Source organism: Rummeliibacillus sp. JY-2-4R, assembly GCF_053847205.1.
Genome location: NZ_CM132623.1, coordinates 169,395 through 195,102 on the forward strand (window position 1 = coordinate 169,395; position 25,708 = coordinate 195,102).

Here is a 25,708-nt window from a genome sequence, read left to right on the forward strand (position 1 = left end):
CCTTAGTAATTTGACATTTACATATGGGGAGAAATGAATAAAGGGGGAATTATTGTGGAGTTGAAAAATCAAACTATAAATGGAAGCAAGCTAAATTATGCAGAATACCCAGGAAGCAAGGGGACGATTATTGCTATTCACGGATTAACAGGGAATAACAAGCAAATGCACTATTATGCAGAATTGCTTAAAGGCGAATATCGCTTTATCTCAGTAGATTTAAAAGGAAGAGGAAATAGCGCAGAGGCTCCAGAAAATACTGGCATCCAGCAACATGCCTCTGATATTAATCAGTTAATTGATGAATTACATATACAAAATCCAATTATTATGGGTTATTCTATGGGCGCTTTTATAGGCGCTACTGTAGCAAGCAAGCGGGATGATGTACAGGCGCTTATTTTACTAGATGGGGCTGCAACATGTACTGAACACCAAAGAAATATAGTCCAACCTTCGTTAGGACGATTAAGTAAACAGTATTCTTCTATCGAAAGCTACTTAGAAGAAATCCGTACAATTTATGGTAATCTAGGTGTCACTTGGACTGACCATCTTGAAGATGTCGGAGAATATGAAATCCACCAAGTAGGAGATCATTGGAAAAGTAAATCTGATGAAAAAAAGATAACCCAAGATTTTAATAGCTTCTATGAATTTGTGCCAAAAAATATACTTTCAAAAGTAGACTGTCCAGTGCTACTTGTCCATGCAAAAGGTCAAATAGGTCAAATGCCACCTCTATTTTATGCTGAGGCATATGAGGATACTAAGAAATATACTAAACATATTGAAACGTTTACATCTGAATGCAATCATTACACGCTTGTTTTTGAAGAACGCCCTGAAATCAATACCGTCATTACAGATTTTTTATTGAATATTCCAAAAAAGGACTGGACGCTAATCTGATTTTATGTAATATTTAAAGTATTAAATTAATATTAATGCCTATTCGATAGCCATAAAAAAATTACCTTTTTTTATGTAAACTATTGAACTTGTTGGCTACACCCTTCCTTTTATGTACTTTTAAATATAAGGAATGGTGTAGCTTTTTATTATTTTTAAGGGGGAAATCGAATGATTACTAGTACTGGTTTGGAATATTTCAAAAATATTTATGATGTTGTGCCTCAATGGGTTCAAAAAATGTATGACTATAATCCAGCAATATTGGATCATTATACAAATTTACGTAGTGAAGCTATGAAGGCTGGCTCTTTATCTGTAAAAGAAAAAGATACCCTGTTAGTAGGAATGAATGCAGCACGGTTATATGAACGTAGTATGGTTTACCATACAAAAGGAGCAATTGATGGAGGACTCACTTTACCAGAATTAGTGGAGTACCTACTTGTATCGTATTTATACAATAACGAAAAAGCTTTACTAGTTAGTGTAAAATCATTTGATTATGCATTGGAGTTATTAGGTATTGAAAAAACTACTAAAATTTTAAAATCTGATTCAGCATTAGATATTATCTCTTACTATAAATCCTATTTGAAACAAGAGGAAAGAAGCTATATTGAAAAAATTGAAGAGCTTTTAAAAGCTAATGATGAAAACGCTTTATCGAAAAAATTATTAGAGAATGGTTTTGTTTCTTCCCAATTAAAGCATGCATTAATGGTGGGAATATATACAACTGTACTTCAAAATCAACCAGTTGAAACTTGGACAGTAAAGGCGCGAAATATTGGCGTTTCGGAAGAGCAACTAGCAGAGGTCGGATATATTTGCCTTTTAACAGCAGGTATTCCAGCGTGGTTTGAGATTAGCGATTCTTTAGTTCAGAAATAAAGAGATGGGGTGTTTAGGATGAAAATTTTTGATACAGCAAAAGAAGCTCTAGAGTGTGTAGAAAGTAATCAAACAATTATGGTAGGGGGCTTTGGATTAATTGGTGCACCCTTAACTTTAATCGATGGGTTAATCGATAAAGACGTTCAAGGATTAACTGTTATTAGTAATAATCTTGGAGAAAAGGGTAAGGGATTAGGATTGCTATTAAATCAAAAAAAGATAAAAAAGGCAATAGGTTCATATTTTACAAGTAATCGCGATGTTGGCGATGCATTTCAAGCAGGGGAAATTGACCTTCAATTGTTGCCACAAGGCACTTTAGCTGAATCTATTAGAGCAGCTGGTGCAGGTATAGGTGGTTACTATACTAAAACAGCTGTAGGAACAAATTTAGCAAAAGGCAAGGAGACAAAAATTATTAAAGGTGTTGAATATGTGTTTGAGGAAGCTATTCATGCGGATGTCGCAATTATAAGGGCACATAAAGCTGATAAATTAGGCAATCTAGTATATTACAAAACGGCTAGAAATTTTAACCCGCTAATGGCAACAGCAGCGGATCGTGTCATCGTAGAAGTAGATGAAATTGTGGAATCAGGACAATTACCAGCAGAATCTATTGTTACGTCGCATCTATTTGTAGATGGCATTATTCTAGCAAAAAAAGTTTTGACGAAAGATGGTGTAGTCGAACATGGTTAATATACAAAAAACTTTAAGCGTTCAAGAAAAAATAGCAAAAAGAGCAGCAGAAGAATTAAATACACGTAGCATAGTGAATCTTGGGATCGGTATTCCAACACTAGTCGCAAAATATATTACTCATGACGAAGTACACTTTCATACTGAAAATGGCTTATTAGGTGTTACGGATGTCGACGAAGATCATATCGATCCCAACCTTGTAAATGCAGGGAAATTGCCTGTAGGTGAAGAAGTAGGCGCCTCATTCTTCGATAGTGCGGAATCTTTTGGTATGATTCGCGGTGGACATGTTGATGTAGCTATACTAGGTATCTTACAAGTTAATGAAAGAGGGCAAATTGCTAACTGGGCTGTACCTGGAAAGAATATTATGGGTGTTGGTGGCGCAATGGATTTGTTAGTAGGTGCAAAAAAGGTTATTGTCACTACTACTCATACTTCAAAAGACGGGAAAAGTAAAATATTAAAAGAATGTACTTATCCAATTACTTCAACTAGAAGTGTAGATATGATTATTACAGATTTAGCAGTGTTCTGTGTTGAAAATGAAACATTACATTTAATTGAATTAATGCCTGGAATTGAATTGCAGCAAGTTATTGATCATACAGAAGCAAACTTTGTAAATAATTTAGAGAAATAGATAGGGGAGAATTTGTTATGTCAATTCCAGAAGTAGTAATAGTTGAAAGCGTACGAACAGCTATTGGAAAGCTCGGAGGCGCATTAGCTAATGAGACAGTTGATTTTCTTGCATCTGCCGTCATGAAAGAAGTAGTAAATAGAGCAGGGATTGATCCGGAGAGGATTGATGAAGTCATTCTTGGCCAAGCAAAACAAAGTGCTGATGCATCGAACTTAGCGAGACTTGCGACATTGCGTGCAGGATTTCCAATAACTGTTCCAGGATATACTGTGCATCGGCAATGTGGTTCTGGCGTTCAGGCAATTAATAATGCTGCTCAACAAATTCAATTAGGATTAAGTAATGTCATTGTGGCAGGTGGTGCAGAATCTATGAGCACTGCTCCATATTATCTTCGTAATGCGAGATTTGGTTATAGATCTGGCAATGGAATGTTGCTCGATCCAAATACAGAAAGTCAAACTGGTTCACAGCCGTATGAAGAATATGGATTAACAGATATGGGTACAACAGCCGAGAACCTAGCAGAAAAATACCATATTAATCGTGAAGAACAAGATGCGTTTGCACATCGCAGTCAAGAAAAAGCGGATACTGCCATTAAAAACGGTTATTTCGTGAAACAAATTCTCCCATATGAAGTTAAACAACGTAAGCAAACAATCGAATTTAAAGTAGATGAACACCCTAGATTATCAAGCATTGAAAAGCTTGCAACATTAAAACCAGTTTTTAAAGATGGAGGTTCTGTTACTGCCGGAAACAGTAGTGGTCGTAATGATGGTGCAGCAGCATTATTATTAATGAATCAAAATGAAGCAGTTGCATTAGGTTTGCAACCTAAAGCGAGGATTGTGGCTCAAGCATCTGCAGGAGTTGATCCGAGAATTATGGGGATAGGTCCAGTACCTGCTACTCTTAAAGCCTTAAAACAGGCTAACTTATCTTTGGATGACATTGATATTATTGAGCTAAATGAAGCTTTCGCTGCACAATCTTTAGCTGTAATCAAAGAATTAGGATTAGATGAAGAACGTCTTAATCCTAATGGCGGCGCGATTGCAATGGGCCACCCAATAGGTGCAACAGGTGCAATTTTAATGACGAAGCTTGTACATGAACTAGAGCGCACTGGTAAACGATATGGCTTAGTTACCTTATGTATTGCTGGTGGGCTTGGAATTGCAACAATTATTGAAAACCTTCAAAGATAAAAAAGTGTTGCTCAAATTTTAATTTGGGCAACACTTTTGCAAATAATAAGGCTTTTTTAAGTCCTTTAAAGCAGTAATTTATTATCAAACGCCAAGTCCTATTTTTTCTAAATAACGTTTTTGCGCAGATTTTAAGGCCACAATAACAGAACCTGTAGAAGGCGCAAAATAATGCATTTCAATTCGTTCAACTAATTTATCAAGATTTGAACTAAAATCGTAGCCAATAATCAAACGTTTAAAGAAGTTTTGAGCTAGATTAGTAATAAAAGTAAATTCAGCATCGATAATTTTATGAGTTTCAGAATCAATCTCAAGAACGATTCCGGCATGTTTATAGTTTTCATACATTGCAGTACCTTGTGGCGCTTTGGCATATGCAGTTACTAATATTGAAGATAAAGATTTCATCATATTTAAACCTCCATAAGCAATAGGTTTTTATAAAATTATATCAGAACATACTAATTTATTGAAATATAAATAATTATTGACTCTTTCAGAAAATTAAAATAATATATAAATGTAATATATCTCTTTAATTATGAGAAGTTTTTCTAACAAAAGGCAATTTCTTAACGATGGAATCCACCAATTCCATTTAACTTAAGGGACCTAGCTTTCTGTAGAGGATAAGATTCTGTCTTATTGTCTTCATTCAGCTGGGTCTTTTTTACTTGAAAAGGGGGATTATATGGGGATTGATGAACACATAGCAATTATTGGCGCCGGAACAATGGGAAGAGGAATAGCCATCTATTTTTTAAAACAAGGTTGTAAAGTGAAATTAATAGATTATGATCAAGAAAGTTTATTGAAAGCTCTACAAAGTATACAAGAAAATTTGCCTTCAGAATGGCATGGTTCATTAGAGTTTGCAAATGCATTGAAAAAAGAAGATCAGATAACACTTGTAATTGAAGCAATTCCAGAAATCTTAGAAGCTAAACAGCAATTGTATAAAGAGATTGAAGCCATTGTACCTAAGGGTACCATTATTGCAACCAATACATCAGGTATTCCAATTAACCGATTAAGCGAATCTTTTATTCACAAGGATAGATTTCTAGGTATGCACTTTTACATGCCCGCTGATACAATTCCAGTCGTTGAAGTGATAAAAGGTGACAATACATCACAAGAAATAATTGATCATGTCATGAATTGGTTGAAGAGAATGAAGAAGATGCCAGTGTATGTCAGAAGGGATATACCAGGTTTTATAGGTAACCGGTTACAGCACGCAATGGCAAGGGAAGCAATTTCTTTGTTAGAGCAGGGGATAGCAACAGCTGAAGAAATAGATTTAATAGCAAAATATGCACTAGGAATACGTCTGGCGATTTCAGGTCCATTAGAGCAAAGGGATTTAAATGGCCTTGATGTACACTTTAATATCGCTGACTATTTATATAGACAATTAGAAAATAGTCAAATACCCTCTCAACTTTTAAAAGATAAGGTGGAAAGAGGCGAATTAGGTATTAAAACTGGTAAAGGGTTTTACCAATGGCCGGTTGAAGCGGAACAAGTAAAACAATGGAATAATGAAAAATTATTAAAAGTATTGAAAGCGCTTCAACAAGCTTAAACAAGGGGGAATTGGAATGGAAAAGTTGACAAATTTCTTTACAGGGGTAATGAGGAAGTATTTACCGGATCCATTTGTATTTGCAATTGGCTTAACGTTGTTAACGTTTATATTAGCTTTAGTTTTTGAGGGAAGTAATTTTATAGATTTAACTACTGCATGGGGAACTGGCTTTTGGGACTTATTAGCGTTTACTACCCAAATGGCTGTTATTTTAGCTGCAGGTTATGTACTTGCTACAGCACCATTAGTAGATAAGCTATTAAATAAAATTGCTAGTTATGTACATACCCCTCGAATGGCAGTTATTGTTGCAACTTTAGTTGGCGGTATAGGAAGTTACTTAAACTGGGGATTTGGATTAGTAATCGGTGGAGTAATCGCAAAAAAATTAGCTTTAAAAGTAAAAGGCGTTCACTATCCATTAATCATTGCTGCAGCGTATTCAGGTTTTACATTTTACGGATTAGGTTTGTCAGCAAGTATACCTATTTTAATCTCTACACCTGGACATCCATTAGAAAAAGCGATGGGTGTAATTGGTCTTCACGACACCATTTTCACATGGCCAATGATTGTTACAGCTATTGTTATGTTGATCACATTACCAATTGTGAATGCTATGCTACATCCAAAGAAAGCTGAAAATGTAATTGAAATTGACCCATCTCTTTATGAAGATAAAACAGCTGCAACGGTACATTTGTTAGAAGATAATACTTTTGCGACTAAATTAAATAATAGTCATATTTTATCTTATTTGATTGGTATTTTAGGCATTATCTATGTAGTGATTTATTTTACAAAAGGTAATACTTTGAATTTAAACGTTTTGAATTTTATCATTTTATTCTTAGGCATTATCTTGCTTGGAACACCAATCCGTTATGTTGAAAGTTTATCTGAGGGAATTAAAACTATCTCAGGAATTATTCTTCAGTTCCCATTCTACGCTGGGATTATGGCTATAATGGCTGCTTCTGGCTTAGTAGACTCAATTGCGAAAATATTTGTTAACTTAGCAGATGCACAATCGCTTCCGTTTTGGGGATTAATAAGTTCGTTCTTTATCAATTTCTTTGCTCCATCTGGCGGGGGTCACTGGGTTGTGCAAGGACCATTTATGATTGATGCTGCTAAAGAATTAGGCGCTTCACTATCTAAAACTTCTATGTCAGTAATGTTAGGAAATGCTTGGAATGATATGGTACAACCTTTCTGGATTCTACCAGCATTAGCCCTTTCTCGATTAAAGCTAAAAGATATTATGGGCTACTTAGTAATGATTATGTTCTGGGTTGGGCTTGTATATATTGTCTCTATTTTATGTTGGGGATATTTATTCTAATCAAGGAGTGGGTACCATGAAAGTTGTTGATTTATCAGTATTATTATATGACGGGTTAGTTTCTTTTCCGTCACATCCAAAAGTTGTATTTATGGATCATATCACACACGATTTTTCAAAACCTAGATATCAAGCTCCGTGCGAAGGATATGCAAGTAAAACCATTATTATGTCTGATCATAGCGGTACACATTTAGATGCACCCTATCACTTTTTCAAGGATGGTTTAACGGTTGAGGATATTCCAATAGAAGCGACAATGGGAAATGCAGTCCGTATTGATGTATCGCATAAGGCGGTGTATGAACCTGTAACTCGTGAAATGATTGAAAAAGTAGTTGAGGATAAAAATATTATTATAAAAGAGCATGATATTGTGCTATTTAGATGCTGGCAAGGGGAGTGGAATGCAGAAGGTTTTCACGATTGTATGTCATTAGATGCTTCAGTTGCGGAATGGGTACTGGACCATCATATAAAAGCCATCGGTCTCGATTTACCTAATGCAGATATTAATAGTAACATGCAAAGAACCGTTCATCTGGAATTATTAAGCCGTAATATTATGATAATGGAGAATATCGTTAACCTTGAAAAGCTTTCTCAAGATCGCTTTTACTTTATTGGCACTCCATTAAATTTAAAAGGATTAACCGGATCCCCTATCAGAGCGATAGCTATTGAAGAATGGTAGAAGTTTAAAGTTCAATAAAATTAGAAGTTGCTAATCTGAATAATAAGGAGGAGATTGAAGTTGAAAGCTGTCATTAAAGAACATGAAGAAAAAGGAATCACCATTAAAGATGTAGCTAAACCAATTCTTCAAGATGGGGAAGTATTAGTACAGATTGAAGCTGCTAGTATATGTGGTAGTGACTTGCACATGTATGAAAGTATGAAAGCGTATGAATGGGTACCAATGCCTGTTATTTTAGGACATGAGTTTGTTGGGAAAGTTGTAGAAGTTTCCAATACAGAACACCAACATTTAGTGAATCAACGTGTCGTCATTAATCCTTATATTCCTTGTGGGCACTGTGATAATTGTTTGAGAGGTAATACAAATCTTTGTGATGCTGGTACTGGTTCAATAAGTAAAACACCAACAGAATCATTACAGTATGGTTTTCGCAAAAATGGCGGAATGGCTGAATTTGCAGCAATCAATGCTTCAAATGTATTACCCATTCCGAATCAAGTGCTTGTTGAAGTAGCTGGAATGTTAGAAGCAATTGCTATTGGTGTTCATGCAATTGAAAGAGCAGATATCAAACCTGGTAGTACAGCAGTTGTGATAGGACCAGGACCAATTGGGTTAAGTCTAGTAACTAGTTTAAGTAATTTTGGTTTTGAAAAGTTAATTGTTACAGGGCTTCGAAAAGATGAGAAAAGACTCTCATTAGCAGAGGAAATTGGCGCTACGCATATTGTATACGCTGATGAAGAAGATGTTCTAGAAAGAATTTCTACATTAACGAATCATAATGGTGTAGACCATGTATTTGATACAAGTGGTTTTCATGGTTCGTTAGTAGAAGCAATCAGAATGAGTCGAAAAGGAGGGGAAGTGTTATTGGTAGGAATCAGCTCACTCCCTTCTGAAATACTAACGCATGAAATTGTGCGCGGTGAAATCACAATTAAAGGTGTTTACGGAGTTACAAAAGAAACAATGCAAAGAGCAATAGCAATGGCTGCATCTGGAAATTATGCATATAGCAAACTTGTATCTCATGTAATAGACCTTCATGATGCAAATAAAGGTTTTGAATTAGGGTTAGATAAGGAAGCGGTTAAAGTAGTACTAAAACCTTAGGTGGGGAGGTTTATATGCGATATGCAATATATCGAAAAAAGAAGTGAAATGCTAAATGTACTAAAACCAAATAATCCAATTATTGAAACCTATATACGAGATTATGAAAAAGAAGTATTAAAAGAAAGTGCATTATCTACTAAAGACAAAACTTTATTGTTAGTTGCGATTTGTGCTGCAAGAAGAGATGAGCAATCGATGCTTTATTACACTGAACAAGCTGTCATAGCAGGAAACGGGGTTGTTGAAATAGCTGAGCTCATTTCTAGCGCGATTATTTCTAGAGGTATTCCAACATGGTTGTCAGGAATTGAAGCTATTACCCATGCTATTTCAATCATAAGTGATGAAGAGTTGAAATTACAAAGAAATACGGGCCAAAAGCTGGATATAGCAACTTTTCAAACCCAGGAAGAGTGCATTCACTACTATCAAACTGAATTTAGTGTATTACCTAAATGGGTTCAATATTTAATAGATTATCAACCAGATATGCTATTGAAATACAGTAATCTTCGTATAACATCATTACGGGATGGCGAAGTTTCAAGGCTTTTGAAGGAGTTATTATTGTACGCTATTAACGTGAGTGACAATTATTCTAAAGGTATGGAAATTCATCGTACGAATGCATTGAATCTTGGTGCAACACAAGAAGTTCTCTTTGAGGTTCATATTCTTTGTACATTATTAATTGGATTTAAAGCAATTCAAAATCTTCAAAAGTAAGATAGAGAAAAGGTGTATTAAGCAAATTGCTTAATACACCTTTTTTAATTAAACACCATCTTGCATATGATCAATGTATGCGCTTTAAAATATTTTAAATATAAAAAATAGTTTGATAATTTAAGAAATTGGTATTATAATGGAAAAACATTAAAGGGGGGTTATTAACATGCAGATGTTAGAAAAGATTAGTAAATTTGCAGGGAATACCTTTGCAATCTGGGTATTGTTAGCTGCAGGCTTAGCGCTATATGCTCCGGACCAATTTGCGTGGATTGGACCTTATATATCATTATTACTTGGAATTGTCATGTTTGGTATGGGGATGACATTATCACTAGGGGATTTTAAATTAGTATTAAAACAACCTAAGGGAGTTTTTATTGGCGTATTAGCACAATTTATCATAATGCCTTCAGTTGCATATTTGTTGGCAAAAGTTCTTCATTTACCTGCTGAAATTGCAGTTGGTGTTATTTTAGTTGGAGCTTGCCCAGGAGGAACAGCATCAAATGTTATGACTTTCTTAGCTAAAGGGAATACAGCATTATCCGTAACGATTACTTCTATTACAACTTTACTTGCACCAATTTTAACTCCAGCTATTATTTATCTTTTAGCAAGTCAATGGTTAAACGTATCAGCTAGTGCTATGTTCTTCTCAGTTGTTAAAATAGTATTAATTCCTATTTTCTTAGGAATCATTGTGAAGGCAATTTTCAAAAATAAAACCGAAGTGGCAAATGGCGTTATGCCTCTTGTTTCGGTAGTAGCAATTGTAGCAATTGTGGCTGCAGTAGTAAGTGGTAGTCGTGACAAAATCTTAGAAACTGGTTTACTGATCTTCGCAGTGGTCATTTTACACAATGGCTTAGGCTTACTTTTCGGTTTCTTAGTAGCAAAAGTACTAAAGCTAAACTACGAGGATCAAAAAGCTGTTTCCATTGAAGTTGGGATGCAAAATTCTGGTCTTGGTGCAGCGTTAGCACTAGCCCACTTTAGTCCGCTGTCAGCTGTGCCTAGCGCAATCTTTAGCGTGTGGCACAACATCTCAGGCCCGCTACTTGCAACATATTGGGGATGGAGAGCAGAGCGTATAAAGGAGAAAGAGGAAAATGAAGAAGAGCTGGTAAAAGAAGGGCAAACTTCATAATCTTAAAAAGTTACTAATATGCAATGGCTCATCAGGGAAATGTGAACTGATGGGTCGTTTTTAATTTAGTGAAAAATAAATAAATAAGTCTATTTCATGAGTGTTAATTAAATGAGAGATATAAAATCTTTTCTAATTAGGTATCTATATATTTTAAATAAATAGGCATTTCTATATATGTATATCAGAAAATATAAAATAATTAGGCATTTATACTCTTGGGCGAAAGTATCATTTTAGGTAATTTCCCAATCATTTACTATAAATTCATATCTCCTTTACATTTGTTTTCTATCATCATAGTGAAAGAAACATAAAATAGGAGTGAATAAAAATGAAAAAGAGAAAAATGGTTGCACCACTATTAACGTTAGCTTTTTTATTTCCAACAGCTACAAATGCTTTTGCCGAGCCTCATAAAGCGGTGACTGTAGATAAAGTTGAGTTTATCGGAATGGATGCTCCAGATACAGATGAAGAAAAGTCAAAAATGTACACTGAAGCCTCGGTTAAAGTTACATATAATAACGGCGCCCAAAAGATCCTTCCGCTTGAATACAAATCATTGTTTAAACCAGGTGAAGTGATTAATGGAAAAACAGCAGGTGCTGCTTATGATGTAAATGGAAACTTAATTAAGAATGCGGATGGAAAAACCAATATCTCTTCTTCACCAGATAGCAATACCCTTTTAAAAGTGAATGGAAAACTTTTTATGGTGAACCACTTTGAAAGCATGGGTTCCAATGAAATTGGAAATATGCCTGAAAGTATGATGCTAAATACTGTTGAACAAGATAAAACTACTGGAGAACTTAAAATAACAGATATGACTCCAATTGATTTTTCAGCTGATGGGGGGATTTGGACACCTTGTGCTGGTTCATTATCTCCATGGAACACTCATTTAGGAAGCGAAGAGTATGAGCCAGATGCACGCGCACACGAAGCAAATCCTGAAAAGTCTTCTGTGACACAATTTGCGCGCAACTATTATAGCAGCAGCACAATAATTGGTAATCCTTATCTTTACGGACATGTGCCAGAAGTTAAAGTTAATCAAGACGGCAAAGCTACTGCAGTTAAACACTACAGTATGGGACGTCTTGCAACTGAAAATGTAAAAGTAGCACCTGATAATCGCACGGTCTATTACGGTGATGATGGATCTTATACAATGTCATTTATGTATATAGCTGACAAAGCAAAAGATTTATCTGCAGGGACCTTATATGCAGCTAAGTGGGTTCAAACAAGTGAAGAAAACGGCGGTTCTGCTGACTTGAAATGGATTAAGTTAGGCCATGCAAATGATAAAGAAATCAAAAAATTAGCTCAAACACTTAAGTTTAGTGATATCTTTGAAGTGACTACAGACGCACAATATGCGCAAGAAAATGGATTTAAAAAAGTAAAAGCTAATGGAAAAGAAGAGTGGTTAAAAGTGAAACCAGGCATGGAAAAAGCAGCCGCTTTCTTAGAATCACGCCGCTATGGTGCACTTTTAGGAGCCACTGCAGAATTCAATAAGATGGAGACAGTAGAAATCAATAAAGCTGACAATAAACTCTATATGACCATGTCAACAATCAGTGGCGGGATGACAGCAAGCACTACGGATCCTGTTGATGATATCCATGTGTCAAAAATCAATGCTGGCGGAATTTATGAGTTAAATTTAGCAAGTGGACAAAAGGATAGAGACGGTAAAAGAATTGACAGTAAATACGTAGCAAATACAATGTCTGGACTTATCTTCGGAGAAGACCTCCCATCCAAGGATGCCGCTGGAAATACAGCAAATCCTGATAAAATCTCTAATCCTGATAATATCGTATACTCTGAAAAAATGAGAACTTTATTTATTGCAGAGGATGGAGGTAAGCATCACAATAACTATGGTTGGGCTTATAATGTAGATACAAAGAAACTCTCTCGTATTATTTCAGCTGCTGATGGTGGAGAAGTAACAGGTATTCAAGCGATTGACAATTTAAATGGATTTACTTATCTTATGGTTGGTTCACAAAGCCCTGGAAACTCTGGTTATTTATCTGGTCTTCCTTCATTAGGAAATAACGGAGAGAATTTCAACCGTGATCAAAACAATAGTAAACAAGAAAATCAAAACAAACAACGATAATAATGTCGGGACTTTTAGGTTAAATGAATAATGACGCGATTAAGGACTTAGTGCTTTCAAGCTTATAATGGATACGTAAAAAGAGGTGAATCTTTAAATTTAGATTCACCTCTTTTATATTGTCTAATTTCAATTATTATGTGACAGTTCTAAAAAGTTACTTAGATTTAAACCAAAGCTTGTTCTTTTGCTAATGCTTCACCTAAAAATTTAGCAAGTTCTAGCATACCGTATTTTCCAGCTTTTGCTTCAGCATCGCTGTTGTAGTTTGTGTTTGTGTTGATATCGTATGTGTAAACTGTTCCATTTTCGTCTTTGATAAATTCGATACCAGCAACAGTAATGTTTTGTGCTTTTAAGAATTCTTCGTAAGACTTGATTTGATTCATATCTAATGCAGAATTATCTACAATTTGGAACTTCGGTTTTTCTTCAACTTGTTCGCCAACTGGGCAGAATAAGTCATTGATTTGGCAAGCATCTGCTGGGCATAACTCGAAGCCATTTGATGTATCTACTTGAACCGCATATACGAACTTCGCATTCACGAATTCAGCACGTGTGATGTATGACTCTGGAGATTTGATATATTGTTGGATTAATGTAATACCATCCACAGGTTCTTCATATAAAGGACCAAATACATAAGATTCTAGCGCTTCAATAGAGTTGAATAATTGAACACCAAGACCTTTTCCTGCACGATTATGTTTGGTGATGAAGGAAGGTGCATCGATTTTTCTAGCCGCTTCAATAATTTGTTCTTTACCAACAGCTGCAATTGTTTTTGGTGTACGGATGCCTGCCTTTTCTAGTGCTAAGTATTGATTCACTTTACTTAGTTCTAGTTTAAGGGCGTCTGTTCCGTTGAATACAGTGCGACCATGGAATTCTAACCAAGCAAGTACTGCATTCGCCAATTCAGGAGCGTAGCGGTGATCTCGTGTATGAGATGATGCACTCATGCGGCTATAAAAAACGCCTTCAGGTGGTACGGAATCTAAATCTACATTCCCTTGGTCAAGGAACCATTCTTCATAAGGAATATTTAATTCGTCTAAACGTTTTGTTAAATGAACAGTCCATTCGCTATTTTCATGAATAATATATACTTTTGACATTATTTTACTTCCACCTTTTCATTTCTAAATTGTTCTACTAATGGCATTACTTTTTCTGCAAAGATTTTCATTTCTTCGAGATGTGGGGAGAATTGAAGAATTAATAAGTTTAAGCCCACTTCTTCATATTTTAATATTTTTTTAGCGATTTGTTCAGGCGTACCGATTAAATTTGGACGTAAACCACGATTTGATACACAGTAGTCTTCCATGCTGACTTTTACGTTTAATTGTGATTTACCTACGAAGTCTTGGTATCCAGCATACGCTTTACTATCTGGGTTCATCGTTGTAACGCGTTCTAATTCCGCTTTTACTTCTTCTTCTGTATCGCGGCAAATAATGTACGCAGCCATACCAAATGTATCGAAATCTGGTTTGCCGAGTGCAGTGCGGAGACCATTCATCTCTTCAATTTTCGTTTTAATTTCTTCTAATGTACCACCATGCATAACGTAAGAATCACAAGTTTTAGCGATTGTTTGTTTACCAGTTTCTGATTCGCCACCAGCGTATAGTGGAATATGGTTATTATTCACTGGTTTTGGTACTAGATAAGTATTTTCAAATTCGTAAAAATCGCCTTTAAAAGAGGCAGGTGTTTTTGTAAATAATTCTTCTAACGAAGCCAAAAACTCCTCAGTACGTGCATAGCGTTCATCGTGAGCAGTAAATGCACCGCCATATTGACGAGCTTCTTCTGCCCACCATGCAGATACAACGTTTAATGCAAGGCGGCCTTTACTGATATTGTCGATATTAGAAGCCATTTTCCCGAAAGTTTGCGGGTTGTAATAACCGGGGCGAATTGCTGTAAGGATCTGAAGTTTTTCAGTGACAGCTGCAACTGCTGCAGTAGTAGACCATGCATCTAATGCTGGTTCCTCAATTCCTTTAATATCGTTTAAAAATAATTCAGCAATCAATGTCATATCAAAGCCGAGTTTTTCTGCTTGTTGTGCAACTTCTTTTACATAATCAAATGTTGCTGGCATTTGTTTGTACTCGTCCTCTATATTACGTAACCAACCTCCATAAAGAGGTGACCAATATCCATATTTCATTTCACCAACCGCCTTCCAATTAATTCAAATAGTCTGATTATTCTGTGGAGATATCTTAACATATAATTCTGCAATAAACAATACAATATCTACAAAACATAGTTGACAAATAGGAATTAAGGTATTAAGATTACGAAAATGGTTGATTCAGAAAATTTAAAATTATTAATTTTTTAATTTTGGTTTCTTAAGGTTGCGAATTGACATGAGAGTGTAAATTTGAAGAGGGGGAAATTACAAATGACTTTACAATTTGCTTATTGGGCACCAAATGTAAGTGGAGGACTTGTTGTTTCGGATCTTCCGCAAAAAACTGGATGGAACTTTGAGGATAATAAACGTTATGCACGGCTTGCAGAACAAATTGGTTTCGATTATGTATTATTGCAAACACGTTTTTTATCAAGTTATGGCGCTGAAAATCAATTAGAAGCAGCAACTCTAGCATCTGCATTAGCTGCATCTACGGAAAGATTGAATATTATTACGGCTGTTCTTCCAGGGTTATGGCAACCAGCAGTCTTTGCTAAAATGATGGCAACTATTGATCAAATCGGTGGCGGACGCGCATCTGTCAATGTTGTAAGTGGCTGGTTAAAAGATGAATTCATTAGTTATGGCGAATACTGGCTGGATCATGATGAACGATATCGCCGTTCTAAAGAATTTATCGAAGTCCTAAAACTTCTTTGGAATGAACCAGTGGCAAACTATCATGGTAATTTCTATCGACTTAACAATGCGACGTTAGAACCAAAGCCAATCAACCCGATTAAGGTTTTCCAAGGTGGATTATCTCGTGCAGCAAAAGAAATGGGCAGTCGTGTATCTGATGTCTTCTTTATGAACGGTAATACTCTTGAAGGTCTCAAAGAAACAATTGAGGATGTGAAAAAACTTCGTGAAGAAAACGGTCAAGGGCCAATTCAATTTGGTGTTAACGGCTTTGCAATCGTTCGAGATACGGAAGAGGAAGCGCAACAAGTATTACGTGATATAGTATCAAATGCAAATGAAAAAGCTGTTAAAGGCTTCAAAAAGTCAGTTCAAAAAGCAGGTGCCTCTTCTCCAGAGGGGAAAGGAATGTGGGCTGATGCATCATTAGAAGATTTGGTCCAATACAACGAAGGTTTTAAAACAGGTTTGATTGGCACAGCTGAACAAGTTGCAGATCGCATTATTGAATTGAAAAAAATCGGTGTGGATATTGTGTTAACTGGATTTTTACATTATGAAGAAGACTTAAAGGCATTTGGTGAAAAAGTTATACCTCTTGTACGCGAGAAAGAAGAAGCACTTAAATCAGTTACAATTTAATATAACAATGTCATAAAGAAACTGGGAATCCATTAGAATTCCCAGTTTTTCATTTGCTCTTCTTCCGCAACTACTTGCAAATCGTAAGCGTTAATTAGAAGGATTTCGTATTCATTTTTGTCTACATATTGCTCAGCCAGTTTTTTGATGTATTTCGGAGAGCCTTCATTTTCATCATCATAAACAATGAGTATGCCATCGGAATTCTTTAAAAAGAATTTGTTCTTTTCGATAAATTGCCAAGGTGCCTCATATGGGCGCTTTGTTAGACTTGTAACAAAATCGGCCTGAGCTAAAATCATTTCATACTTTTCTTGTTTTGCTTCGTTCCAATTCTTTTCTTGGTCTAGAAAAGGTGTCATGATGGCATATTTCAAATCTGGATAATCTAATTGTAAATCCATAACTACTTCCGCAGCCCATGTTTCAACTCCGAGTTGACCACTTAAAATGACCCATTCAAGCCCATTTTCTATAAGAGGAATCAGTCGATCCAAAATAGCTTTTTTAATAATAGGAATTCCAGGGTGGTTATCGTTGAAAATGCCTAGCTCATGAGCTTTATAGCCTGTAATGACAAGTCGGCTTAACAAGAAGAATCCCTCCTTTAAAATAATTTAATCATATATAGTTACATCTGGTGAGAATCATATTCCTTCTTCACGAGTTGAAATCTCCCATGTTTTCTCTTCAATTACAAGCTTTCTATAAATATAGCGTATTTTGATCTGAAATAAGTGTAGAATGCGTCTATTATCCAATTCTTCCATCCTCAAAGCTATTAGAGAATTGACGAATTTCTTAATTTATTTCTATCAATATTATCAACTTATTAGAATATATTGATTTACGCGAACATACTATGTTCACATACTCGAGTTTTTCAAACAAGGAGTATATAATGTTCGCCACATTTTAAGTTTATCGTTAATTTTAGTTGTCGTTCTATTTAATATATTTCAACTGTAGGCGCTGCATTGCTAGTTTTTACAATTGAACGTTATTTTACACTATAGGGGGATTAAAATGGAAAATATTAAAATTGGCTTTATTGGATTAGGAAACATAGGACTCCCAATGGCTACAAATTTAATCCGCGCGAACTATCAAGTAATTGGCTTTGATACTAATTCAGAAACAGTGAAAAAGTTTATTGAAGCTGGTGGAAAGGAAGCTTCCTCGGTAGAGACTTTGTCTAATCAATCAGATGTAATCATGACAAGCTTACCTACACCGCAAATCGTGAGACAAGTATATTTAGGGGTAGGTGGTATTTTAGAAAGCGCCAAGCCTACAAGTTTATTAATCGATTTTAGTACAGTTGATCCTGGATTGAATGATGAAATTAGAGCAAAATCTGAAGAGTTAGGATTGGATTATTTAGGAGCACCAGTAAGTGGCGGTGTTATTGGTGCGGTGAATGCAACATTAACCATTATGGTCGGTGGAAAACAAACTATTTATGAACGTGCTCTTCCTTACTTGGAACCTTTGGGTACTAAGCCATTCCATTTAGGGGAATCAGCTAGCATTGGTACGCAGATTAAGCTTTTAAATAATTTAATGATTGGTTTTTATACCGAGGCTGTTGCTGAAACAGTGACATTAGCTGAACAAGCAGGGATAAGCGCAGAAAAACTTTATCAGGTTCTACACGTAAGTTATGGACAGAGTAGTATCTATGAAAGAAATTATCAAGAGTTTATTAAAAGAGAAGACTATGAACCAGGATTTTCAACGAACTTACTATTAAAAGACTTAAAACTAGCTAGTGTAATGGCAGAACAAGTTGGATCCCCGTTGCCAATAGGAAATCAATTAATTGAACTTTACGAGAATCTAGTTAACGAAGGTTATGGTGAACAAGATATTTCAGCTGCTTATCTAGCTGTTAAAGATAAGGTATCAAAAAATTAACTATACAAAAGAATAGGTGAATTTCCTATACTTTGAACATTCCAGAATCAAATTCCATATCAGATAAATTCTCAAAAAAAGCTGTAGATACATCCCGTTTTTGAGGTATCTACAGTTTTCCTTCATATTTAAGCGAAAATCAGTTGATCAGCATTATCAGGAACAGGAGGTTTCACGTCGTCTGGAATACCTGCTTTAAATACTTGTCCATTACGGTTTTTCTCGAATTCAGCTTTAGCCTTTTCGATAATTTCAGGAGTAGTTAATGCATCAAGCGCAGCTCCAGCCATGATTTTCGCTGCGTAGTGCATTCCTTTCATACCAATTGATGAACCGAATGATGCAGTTGCTTGCCATGTATGCAGTTGTACAGAGGCAGAGGCGCAAGTTGTTGTGACTTGTCCCATTGGAGCAATCCATGAAACATCGCCAATATCAGATGAGCCAGTCATTGATTTGCGGAATGTTTCTGGAAGGTGGTAGAAGCCCCTGATTAATTCTTTAGAAACATCGATGTTTAGCGCAGCTGCTAATCGTATAGAACTTTCGATGATTGATGGATCGATATTTTTTTGAAGATTTGCAGCAAAAGTTAATTCTTCCTCTGTATATTCAATTGGTTTAATGATTTTAGATTGTTCATACATAGACTCGTTTAAAGTCAAGTTTGGTAATGTGTTATAGCAACCAGCTTTTATTTCGTAAGTGACTGTTGTTTCCGTCATTATTGAAGCACCCTCTGCCACTTTTATTATACGACGGAGTATATCATCTACAGATGGACGATCAACGCCTCTTAGGAAATAATAAACACTTGCTTTATCTGGTACGACATTTGGGGCCATACCGCCATTTGTAATTTGGTAATGAATGCGTGAGCCATCAGGAACATGTTCGCGTAAATAATTAGCACCAACATTCATCAATTCCACAGCATCGAGTGCACTACGACCTAGATGAGGCGCAGCTGCGGCATGTGCTGTTCGCCCTGAAAAGAAGAATTCAACTCCAGTTAGAGCTTGCATTGAGAAGTTTGTCGTCATATTAAAGGTACCGGGGTGCCAAGTATAGACAACATCTAAATCATGGAATACACCAGTACGGGCCATAAATGTTTTTCCAGATAATAATTCTTCAGCAGGACAACCGTAATAGCGAATGGTTCCTACGATATTGTTTTCTTCTAAGTAGTTTTTTAATCCGATTACTGCTTCAACACCAGCTGTACCTAATAAGTTGTGACCACAGCCGTGACCAGGAGCGTTTTCTACAACTGGATTGAATTCAGGGCTAATGCTTTGAGAGAGGCCGGGAAGAGCATCAAATTCTCCTAGGATTCCTACAACTGGTGATCCACTGCCGTATTCCGCGATAAACGCTGTTTCTACCTCACCGATATTCGTAGTGATTTTGAAACCAGCTTCCTTTAATACTTGTTGTTGTAGAGAGGATGCATACGTTTCGTTATAACCTAATTGTGGGTGATGCCAAATATCTTGGGAAATTTTGGTGAATTGTTCTTCGTGTTTTTCCATCCAATCAAATAGATCTTGCTTTGCCATATACATTCATCCTTTCTATACTTCTGATGTTGTTGCTTGTATTAGTACTTCTTTTCCTGATTTTAGAGGTAATGTAAGAGCAACAAGACAAGCCATGCCACATGATGCTGCTAGGAAGATAAAGGCTACATGGTATGAACCTCCTGATGCAGTAATTAAAGCACCCATAATGGTTGGAGATAAAATACCTGCAGCTTGTCCTCCAAAATTCACAATTCCGAATGCGCTCCCTACAACATGTTCTTCCATCACACGATGCGGTGCTGTGAAAATGAAAGAAAAGAGGAATCCCATAAATGCCATTGCAATAGATTGATACGTTATGATTATTGCAATGCTTTGTGCGTTAGACATAAGGAATAGCGTAATTGCTATTATTGCTGCACCAAGGACAACGCCATATTTGGCCTTGTCCCCAATTTTTGTTATGATTCGGCCACTGAAGAACATGCCTAATGCAGCAAAAACAGAAGGAATAGCTGCTATCAAACCGATACTAGAAAGATTAACATGATGCACCTTCATCAAATAAGATGGCATCCATGATAAGAGCCCCCAATTGGCAATGTTGACGAAGAAGAAAAGTAATAAAACTTTCCAAAGATAGCTGTTACGTAATAACTTTTTGTACTCGCCCTTCTCCATTTTGCGGGGCTCCTCTTGCTCGTTAGCATGATAGACCTTTGCGTTATGTGATGCCCACAAAAACCACACGATTATAAGAACTCCCAGAAGGGATATGACTAAAAAAACATGTCTCCAGCCAAGAGCTATGAGTAATGGAGCACATATTATAGGTGCAATTGCGGCACCAATTGAATTTGAAGACATCATAGTAGATTGTGCTTTTGTACGTTTCTTAGGAACAAAATAGGTCGCGATTGCCTTTGTACTAGCTGAAGGATAAGCACCTTCCCCAATACCAAATAAGAAACGAATCAACATTAAAGAGGTTAATGACCAAGCAAAACCAGTGAGTGCAGTAAAGATGGACCATCCTAAAATTGCAATTACAATGACTTTTTTTGAGCCGAATTTATCAGCTAAAAAGCCGCCTGGTATTTGCATAAGAGCGTAGCCCATAAAGAACGAACTCAAAATAACACCTAATTGAGACTCTGTGAAGCTCATATCAGCTCCAATATCAACGAGCGCTATGCTAATAGCTGTTCGATCGATAAAAGAAACAACCCATGCACAAAACAGTGCAGCTAATATAATATTTCCTTTGTTTTTTAAGACAGTTTCTTTCATACAATACCCCCTAAATAGTGATAATTAAATGGTATAAAATATAATGCAAAAATACATTGTTAGAATATATTAAATATTCTAAAATTAATTAGAAGATGTTCTAATAGAATATAAATGCACTGTAAAGAATTCTAATTATGTGTGTCATGGAGGGAATGATATGACAACTTTACGAATAGAGGATTATTTTGAACCTAAGAAATGTTCCGTTTATCGCCTTAATGCATCAGGGCAAATGAAAAAGATTTATGGACTAGGTGAGGAAACTCTACTTATTTTAAAAACGATGAAATGGAAACTCGCTGCTAACGGTATTCAGACATATTATGATGAGCCAGATTGGAAATTGTATATATATTTGCAATTAGAAGAATTGGACAATACGGATTTGATCGTATGTCTTAACTTAGAAAAACCAATACAAGATAATCAGGCAATGTTACTTGCAGTCCACACGTGCAATTATTTTTTCAAGAAACAGTTAATCAATTTGCAAAATCAGCAGAAGGCTTGGTATGAAGGGATGCGTGCATTAACCTCCTCGTTAGAGCTAACCGAACTACTTTCGACAATTATTGATAAGGCACTAACTGTTCTCCAAGGGGTAGTCCGAGGATTTTTCACTTTATATGATGAGGAATTACAGCTACTTATTCCTATTGCAAGCGCAGGTTTTACAGATTCTATATACTTTTTTAAGACGAAAGTTGGTGAAGGGATTGCGGGGAAGACGTTTGAAGATGGAATTCCGCGTTCTTATACGAATGAAGAAGCCGATAGGGCAATAGAAAATTTAACGCCAGAAAACTACCATCATCTAATGGTAGCGATGAATAATAAGGAACTTGGAAGTCAAATATCTATGGCAGCTCCTGTTAGATTAAAAGATAAGCGTTACGGTGTATTAGTTGTTCATCAAATCTCGACAATACCAGTGCAAAGTAATTTACAACTGTTGCAAAGTTTCGCAGATCAAGCAGCAATCGCAATTCGTAATGCACAGCTATATACCGAGATGAAGCAGATGAATGAAAATCTTATGAAGCAACAGCAAATTCATGATTTATTTACGGAGATGTCATTAAAGAACTATGGTATTCAGCAAATTGTGAAGGCATCTCAAGAATTAATCGATAAAGAAGTTGTTTTTCTGGATGTGCAACAATCGAAGTTGTATCCACAGCATGAGCAGCTTCAAAATTTCTTTAGACGATCTCAACAAATAGAGTGGTTACAAAAAAGTCCAACAATTATGGGGGTAGATGATGAGAGATACTATGTCCAACCAGTATTTAATAATGAACTGTTAATTGGATATTTCTTTGTAAAATCAAATATCGAAATACAGCTATTAGATTCAATTGTATTAAAGCAGGCTGGTGTTTTAATTGCTTTAAAAATTGTTAATACACAATCACTTTCTGATGAAATACATGCGCAACGACGAGAATTCTTTAATGAGCTAATCACTTCTAAAAATATAGGTGATCTATATAAACGTTTAAGTGGATTTGGACTTGACCAATATAAATCTTCTTATGTAATGCTTTGTCGATTTTTATTAAAAAAACAAAATCAGCCGTTTTTATCGATACGTATGCAACAGTTTATCGAAAGATTAGAATATGATTTGGGTATCTCGTTATTCTCGTTTAAGTTAAACGATCAACTAACCATTGTATTGCAAAACAATCAGAATTCTACATTCGAAAAACTTCATCAAAGTATTTCTTACTTTCAGGAAAGCCAAGAGGGAGATATACGGATTAGTATCGGAGGCGAATATAATTCACTTGCTCAAATACATAACAGCTACGATGAAGCGAAGCGTACGATGCGTTATTTAAATACCCGCAGCAAAACGGGGGTTATGCGTTATACCGATCTTGGTATTGGTCAACTGTTTGTAAATCAAGAAGGAGCAGTTATGGAACATTTCATTTCACATATTATGGGTCCACTTCAAACGCCTAAAAATAGAGCAATTCAATTGGAGGAAACTTTACGTGCTTATATCGAAAATAATCGTTCCATTGGCTTAACGGCGAAACAACTTCATATTCACCAAAATACTTTATATCACCGTCTACATAAAATCGAGGAGTTATTAGAAGTAAATTTAAATGATTGGAATGACTACTTAGAACTGTCATTGGCAATCCATTTACAGCATTTTTAATCAAGAGGAGAAACGGTGTATGGGGAATGGAAGAAAAGGTGAAAGTAAAGAATGCACCATGCATTCAATTATAATAGAAGGAATTAAGTGTCTATAAAAGATAATTTGAATTCCAGTTTATTTTTTGTAAAAAATCATTGACACTATTAAAATAATTAGATATACTATCAAAGTCGCTAAAAGATATAGCGATTAAGAAATAGAAACTTCAATAAAAAAAGTTGTTGACTTGTTTCGGGTAGTTTGATATAATAACTAAGTCGCTGAAACAACGACAAGATATGAACCTTGAAAACTGAACAAGCAAGACGTTAATCAATAAACTTTGTTTGCTAACTTTTGTTAGTGACAAGGACAAACAATAGACATCATCTTTGATGATGCGCTAGCAAAGCTAATGAGCTTTCAAACTTTACTTTTATGGAGAGTTTGATCCTGGCTCAGGACGAACGCTGGCGGCGTGCCTAATACATGCAAGTCGAGCGAATGACGAGGAGCTTGCTCCTTGAGATTTAGCGGCGGACGGGTGAGTAACACGTGGGCAACCTGCCCTGTAGACTGGGATAACTTCGGGAAACCGGAGCTAATACCGGATAATCCATTTCACTTCATGGTGAAATGTTGAAAGGCGCTTTCGCGTCACTACAGGATGGGCCCGCGGTGCATTAGCTAGTTGGTGGGGTAACGGCCTACCAAGGCGACGATGCATAGCCGACCTGAGAGGGTGATCGGCCACATTGGGACTGAGACACGGCCCAAACTCCTACGGGAGGCAGCAGTAGGGAATCTTCCACAATGGACGAAAGTCTGATGGAGCAACGCCGCGTGAGTGATGAAGGTTTTCGGATCGTAAAACTCTGTTGTAAGGGAAGAACAAGTACGTTAGGAAATGAACGTACCTTGACGGTACCTTATTAGAAAGCCACGGCTAACTACGTGCCAGCAGCCGCGGTAATACGTAGGTGGCAAGCGTTGTCCGGATTTATTGGGCGTAAAGCGCGCGCAGGTGGTTTCTTAAGTCTGATGTGAAAGCCCACGGCTCAACCGTGGAGGGTCATTGGAAACTGGGAGACTTGAGTGCAGAAGAGGAAAGTGGAATTCCAAGTGTAGCGGTGAAATGCGTAGAGATTTGGAGGAACACCAGTGGCGAAGGCGACTTTCTGGTCTGTAACTGACGCTGAGGCGCGAAAGCATGGGGAGCAAACAGGATTAGATACCCTGGTAGTCCATGCCGTAAACGATGAGTGCTAAGTGTTAGGGGGTTTCCGCCCCTTAGTGCTGCAGCTAACGCATTAAGCACTCCGCCTGGGGAGTACGACCGCAAGGTTGAAACTCAAAGGAATTGACGGGGGCCCGCACAAGCGGTGGAGCATGTGGTTTAATTCGAAGCAACGCGAAGAACCTTACCAGGTCTTGACATCCCAGTGACCGCTCTAGAGATAGAGTTTTCCCTTCGGGGACATTGGTGACAGGTGGTGCATGGTTGTCGTCAGCTCGTGTCGTGAGATGTTGGGTTAAGTCCCGCAACGAGCGCAACCCTTAATCTTAGTTGCCATCATTTAGTTGGGCACTCTAAGGTGACTGCCGGTGACAAACCGGAGGAAGGTGGGGATGACGTCAAATCATCATGCCCCTTATGACCTGGGCTACACACGTGCTACAATGGACGGTACAAAGAGTCGCTAACTCGCGAGAGCACGCTAATCTCATAAAACCGTTCTCAGTTCGGATTGTAGGCTGCAACTCGCCTACATGAAGCCGGAATCGCTAGTAATCGCGGATCAGCATGCCGCGGTGAATACGTTCCCGGGCCTTGTACACACCGCCCGTCACACCACGAGAGTTTGTAACACCCGAAGTCGGTGAGGTAACCTTTTGGGGCCAGCCGCCGAAGGTGGGATAGATGATTGGGGTGAAGTCGTAACAAGGTAGCCGTATCGGAAGGTGCGGCTGGATCACCTCCTTTCTAAGGAATATTTCGGAATAGAGAACGTGGTTCTCTAAGATTAACGCTTGCTGTTCAGTTTTGAAGGCTCATCGCTTTCAAAACATTGTTCTTTGAAAACTGGATAAAACGACATTGAAAAATTCTTAAGTAACACATTTTTTTATATTAAGTTTTAAATTTTTAGGCTTAATA

The 25,708-nt window shown here is 36.7% G+C and carries 21 protein-coding genes and 1 rRNA gene; 16 read left to right on the plus strand and 6 right to left on the minus strand.

Annotated elements, in window-relative coordinates; all coding sequences use genetic code 11:
- Positions 1 to 54 precede the first annotated feature (54 nt).
- The 5 genes from ACWV26_RS00805 to ACWV26_RS00825 all read left to right on the plus strand — a co-directional run bounded on the left by ACWV26_RS00805 (position 55) and on the right by ACWV26_RS00825 (position 4,374).
- Positions 55 to 912: an alpha/beta fold hydrolase gene (locus ACWV26_RS00805; protein WP_455896517.1), complete on the plus strand. Its 858-nt coding sequence runs from the start codon at positions 55 to 57 to the stop codon at positions 910 to 912.
- Between the two features lie 171 nt (positions 913 to 1,083).
- Entirely contained in the window at positions 1,084 to 1,806 is a 723-nt protein-coding gene (locus ACWV26_RS00810) for a carboxymuconolactone decarboxylase family protein (RefSeq protein ID WP_455896518.1), read from the plus strand.
- A gap of 18 nt (positions 1,807 to 1,824) precedes the next feature.
- Complete coding sequence (locus tag ACWV26_RS00815) at positions 1,825 to 2,511, plus strand: CoA transferase subunit A (RefSeq protein WP_455896519.1); 687 nt, start codon at positions 1,825 to 1,827, stop codon at positions 2,509 to 2,511.
- Positions 2,504 to 3,157: a 3-oxoacid CoA-transferase subunit B gene (locus ACWV26_RS00820; protein WP_455896520.1), complete on the plus strand. Its 654-nt coding sequence runs from the start codon at positions 2,504 to 2,506 to the stop codon at positions 3,155 to 3,157. Before ACWV26_RS00815 ends, ACWV26_RS00820 begins: the two co-directional genes overlap by 8 nt.
- A 17-nt stretch (positions 3,158 to 3,174) precedes the next feature.
- A complete protein-coding gene (locus ACWV26_RS00825; protein ID WP_455896521.1) occupies positions 3,175 to 4,374 on the plus strand; it encodes a thiolase family protein in 1,200 nt (399 codons plus the stop codon).
- An 84-nt stretch (positions 4,375 to 4,458) separates the two neighbouring features.
- Here the strand turns inward: ACWV26_RS00825 and ACWV26_RS00830 are convergent, their stop codons facing one another.
- On the minus strand, positions 4,459 to 4,788 hold the full coding sequence (locus tag ACWV26_RS00830; protein ID WP_455896522.1) for a DUF3870 domain-containing protein: 330 nt from the start codon (positions 4,786 to 4,788) through the stop codon (positions 4,459 to 4,461).
- A gap of 280 nt (positions 4,789 to 5,068) precedes the next feature.
- On the opposite strand from ACWV26_RS00830, the gene ACWV26_RS00835 reads away from it, so the two are divergent.
- The 7 genes from ACWV26_RS00835 (at position 5,069) to ACWV26_RS00865 (ending at position 13,154) form a co-directional block, all read left to right on the plus strand.
- Positions 5,069 to 5,965, plus strand: a complete 897-nt coding sequence (locus ACWV26_RS00835) for a 3-hydroxyacyl-CoA dehydrogenase NAD-binding domain-containing protein (protein ID WP_455896523.1) — start codon at positions 5,069 to 5,071, stop codon at positions 5,963 to 5,965.
- A 16-nt stretch (positions 5,966 to 5,981) separates the two neighbouring features.
- A complete protein-coding gene (locus tag ACWV26_RS00840) occupies positions 5,982 to 7,313 on the plus strand; it encodes a short-chain fatty acid transporter (protein ID WP_455896524.1) in 1,332 nt (443 codons plus the stop codon).
- Positions 7,314 to 7,329: 16 nt separating this feature from the next.
- The gene (locus ACWV26_RS00845; RefSeq protein ID WP_455896525.1) at positions 7,330 to 8,007 is read left to right on the plus strand and encodes a cyclase family protein; all 678 of its coding nucleotides are present in this window, start codon (positions 7,330 to 7,332) and stop codon (positions 8,005 to 8,007) included.
- A gap of 60 nt (positions 8,008 to 8,067) precedes the next feature.
- On the plus strand, positions 8,068 to 9,129 hold the full coding sequence (locus ACWV26_RS00850; RefSeq protein ID WP_455896526.1) for a zinc-dependent alcohol dehydrogenase: 1,062 nt from the start codon (positions 8,068 to 8,070) through the stop codon (positions 9,127 to 9,129).
- Positions 9,130 to 9,150: 21 nt separating this feature from the next.
- Entirely contained in the window at positions 9,151 to 9,858 is a 708-nt protein-coding gene (locus ACWV26_RS00855) for a carboxymuconolactone decarboxylase family protein (RefSeq protein ID WP_455896527.1), read from the plus strand.
- Positions 9,859 to 10,027: 169 nt separating this feature from the next.
- The gene (locus tag ACWV26_RS00860; protein ID WP_455896528.1) at positions 10,028 to 11,011 is read left to right on the plus strand and encodes a bile acid:sodium symporter family protein; all 984 of its coding nucleotides are present in this window, start codon (positions 10,028 to 10,030) and stop codon (positions 11,009 to 11,011) included.
- Positions 11,012 to 11,345: 334 nt separating this feature from the next.
- On the plus strand, positions 11,346 to 13,154 hold the full coding sequence (locus ACWV26_RS00865) for a PhoX family protein (RefSeq protein ID WP_455896529.1): 1,809 nt from the start codon (positions 11,346 to 11,348) through the stop codon (positions 13,152 to 13,154).
- A gap of 167 nt (positions 13,155 to 13,321) precedes the next feature.
- On the opposite strand, the gene ACWV26_RS00870 is transcribed toward ACWV26_RS00865, so the two are convergent.
- On the minus strand, positions 13,322 to 14,275 hold the full coding sequence (locus ACWV26_RS00870; RefSeq protein WP_455896530.1) for an ATP-grasp domain-containing protein: 954 nt from the start codon (positions 14,273 to 14,275) through the stop codon (positions 13,322 to 13,324).
- Entirely contained in the window at positions 14,275 to 15,339 is a 1,065-nt protein-coding gene (locus ACWV26_RS00875; protein ID WP_455896531.1) for an LLM class flavin-dependent oxidoreductase, read from the minus strand. Before ACWV26_RS00875 ends, ACWV26_RS00870 begins: the two co-directional genes overlap by 1 nt.
- Before the next feature lie 240 nt (positions 15,340 to 15,579).
- Here ACWV26_RS00875 and sfnG point away from each other — a divergent pair, with 240 nt between their 5' ends.
- The gene (gene sfnG / locus ACWV26_RS00880; protein WP_455896532.1) at positions 15,580 to 16,656 is read left to right on the plus strand and encodes a dimethylsulfone monooxygenase SfnG; all 1,077 of its coding nucleotides are present in this window, start codon (positions 15,580 to 15,582) and stop codon (positions 16,654 to 16,656) included.
- A gap of 32 nt (positions 16,657 to 16,688) precedes the next feature.
- Here sfnG and ACWV26_RS00885 read toward each other — a convergent pair whose 3' ends face one another.
- Positions 16,689 to 17,249: an SLOG family protein gene (locus ACWV26_RS00885; protein WP_455896533.1), complete on the minus strand. Its 561-nt coding sequence runs from the start codon at positions 17,247 to 17,249 to the stop codon at positions 16,689 to 16,691.
- 400 nt (positions 17,250 to 17,649) lie between these two features.
- Here ACWV26_RS00885 and ACWV26_RS00890 point away from each other — a divergent pair, with 400 nt between their 5' ends.
- The gene (locus tag ACWV26_RS00890; RefSeq protein WP_455896534.1) at positions 17,650 to 18,573 is read left to right on the plus strand and encodes an NAD(P)-dependent oxidoreductase; all 924 of its coding nucleotides are present in this window, start codon (positions 17,650 to 17,652) and stop codon (positions 18,571 to 18,573) included.
- Between the two features lie 128 nt (positions 18,574 to 18,701).
- Here the strand turns inward: ACWV26_RS00890 and ACWV26_RS00895 are convergent, their stop codons facing one another.
- Both ACWV26_RS00895 and ACWV26_RS00900 read right to left on the minus strand, forming a co-directional pair.
- Entirely contained in the window at positions 18,702 to 20,135 is a 1,434-nt protein-coding gene (locus ACWV26_RS00895; RefSeq protein ID WP_455896535.1) for an amidohydrolase, read from the minus strand.
- 15 nt (positions 20,136 to 20,150) lie between these two features.
- Positions 20,151 to 21,389, minus strand: coding sequence for an MFS transporter (locus ACWV26_RS00900; protein ID WP_455896536.1), 1,239 nt, complete (start codon positions 21,387 to 21,389; stop codon positions 20,151 to 20,153).
- A gap of 160 nt (positions 21,390 to 21,549) precedes the next feature.
- Here ACWV26_RS00900 and ACWV26_RS00905 point away from each other — a divergent pair, with 160 nt between their 5' ends.
- On the plus strand, positions 21,550 to 23,568 hold the full coding sequence (locus tag ACWV26_RS00905; protein ID WP_455896537.1) for a helix-turn-helix domain-containing protein: 2,019 nt from the start codon (positions 21,550 to 21,552) through the stop codon (positions 23,566 to 23,568).
- Between the two features lie 417 nt (positions 23,569 to 23,985).
- Positions 23,986 to 25,534 (plus strand): 16S ribosomal RNA (locus ACWV26_RS00910).
- The last annotated feature ends 174 nt before the right edge of the window (positions 25,535 to 25,708 follow it).

What these genes read in the sequence shown, in the direction of transcription:
- ACWV26_RS00810 (WP_455896518.1), top strand. Translation starts at nt 1,084, where the DNA reads ATGATTACTAGTACTGGTTTGGAATATTTCAAAAATATTTATGATGTT.
- ACWV26_RS00820 (WP_455896520.1), top strand. Translation starts at nt 2,504, where the DNA reads ATGGTTAATATACAAAAAACTTTAAGCGTTCAAGAAAAAATAGCAAAA.
- ACWV26_RS00875 (WP_455896531.1), bottom strand. Translation starts at nt 15,339, where the DNA reads ATGAAATATGGATATTGGTCACCTCTTTATGGAGGTTGGTTACGTAAT.
- ACWV26_RS00870 (WP_455896530.1), bottom strand. Translation starts at nt 14,275, where the DNA reads ATGTCAAAAGTATATATTATTCATGAAAATAGCGAATGGACTGTTCAT.
- ACWV26_RS00905 (WP_455896537.1), top strand. Translation starts at nt 21,550, where the DNA reads ATGACAACTTTACGAATAGAGGATTATTTTGAACCTAAGAAATGTTCC.
- ACWV26_RS00815 (WP_455896519.1), top strand. Translation starts at nt 1,825, where the DNA reads ATGAAAATTTTTGATACAGCAAAAGAAGCTCTAGAGTGTGTAGAAAGT.
- ACWV26_RS00845 (WP_455896525.1), top strand. Translation starts at nt 7,330, where the DNA reads ATGAAAGTTGTTGATTTATCAGTATTATTATATGACGGGTTAGTTTCT.
- ACWV26_RS00835 (WP_455896523.1), top strand. Translation starts at nt 5,069, where the DNA reads ATGGGGATTGATGAACACATAGCAATTATTGGCGCCGGAACAATGGGA.
- ACWV26_RS00895 (WP_455896535.1), bottom strand. Translation starts at nt 20,135, where the DNA reads ATGGCAAAGCAAGATCTATTTGATTGGATGGAAAAACACGAAGAACAA.
- ACWV26_RS00855 (WP_455896527.1), top strand. Translation starts at nt 9,151, where the DNA reads ATGCAATATATCGAAAAAAGAAGTGAAATGCTAAATGTACTAAAACCA.
- ACWV26_RS00825 (WP_455896521.1), top strand. Translation starts at nt 3,175, where the DNA reads ATGTCAATTCCAGAAGTAGTAATAGTTGAAAGCGTACGAACAGCTATT.
- ACWV26_RS00900 (WP_455896536.1), bottom strand. Translation starts at nt 21,389, where the DNA reads ATGAAAGAAACTGTCTTAAAAAACAAAGGAAATATTATATTAGCTGCA.
- ACWV26_RS00840 (WP_455896524.1), top strand. Translation starts at nt 5,982, where the DNA reads ATGGAAAAGTTGACAAATTTCTTTACAGGGGTAATGAGGAAGTATTTA.
- sfnG (WP_455896532.1), top strand. Translation starts at nt 15,580, where the DNA reads ATGACTTTACAATTTGCTTATTGGGCACCAAATGTAAGTGGAGGACTT.
- ACWV26_RS00830 (WP_455896522.1), bottom strand. Translation starts at nt 4,788, where the DNA reads ATGATGAAATCTTTATCTTCAATATTAGTAACTGCATATGCCAAAGCG.
- ACWV26_RS00865 (WP_455896529.1), top strand. Translation starts at nt 11,346, where the DNA reads ATGAAAAAGAGAAAAATGGTTGCACCACTATTAACGTTAGCTTTTTTA.
- ACWV26_RS00860 (WP_455896528.1), top strand. Translation starts at nt 10,028, where the DNA reads ATGCAGATGTTAGAAAAGATTAGTAAATTTGCAGGGAATACCTTTGCA.